This is a genomic window from Planomonospora alba, assembly GCF_039534085.1.
In the GTDB taxonomy this organism is placed as follows: domain Bacteria; phylum Actinomycetota; class Actinomycetes; order Streptosporangiales; family Streptosporangiaceae; genus Planomonospora_B; species Planomonospora_B alba.
On sequence record NZ_BAAAUT010000178.1, the window covers coordinates 1 to 550 of the forward strand.

The window sequence follows — 550 nt, forward strand, 5'->3', positions numbered from 1 at the left end:
ATCGTGGAGGGGTTCGCGGCGCGGGTGGCGGCCTGCCCGGACGCGGTGGCGGTGGTGTGCGGGGACGCCGCGGTGACGTACGCGGAGCTGGACGCGCGGGCGCGGGCGCTGGCGCGGCGGCTGGCGTGGCTGGGGGTGGGGCCGGAGCGGTTCGTGGCGCTGGTGGTGCCGCGGTCGGTGGAGCTGGTGGTCGCGGTGCTGGGGGTGCTCAAGGCCGGAGGGGCGTATGTGCCGGTGGATCCGGCGTATCCGGCGGAGCGGGTGGCGTCCATGGTGCGGGACGCGGCGCCGATGGCGGTGGTGGCGGCCGAGGGGTTGCAGGACGTGGTGGGTGGGGGGCTGCCGGTGGTGGTGCTGGAGGACGGCGGCGTCTCCTGCCGCATCCTGCCCGGACGGGACGGCGCGCCTCGGGAGGACGCGCCCCAGCGCGGGGTGCTCCTGTCCCCGGACCGGGAGGACGGGCCCCCGGAGCCGCCGCTGCCGGAACCGCTCCCGGACCACCCGGCGTATGTGATCTTCACGTCGGGGTCGACGGGCCGGCCGAAGGGCG

1 protein-coding gene is annotated in these 550 nt (G+C 77.8%); it reads left to right on the plus strand.

Going from position 1 to position 550, the window contains the following annotated elements:
* Window positions 1–550, plus strand: a 550-nt coding sequence (locus tag ABD823_RS34505; RefSeq protein ID WP_344867175.1) for an AMP-binding protein, incomplete at both ends; no start/stop codon positions are given.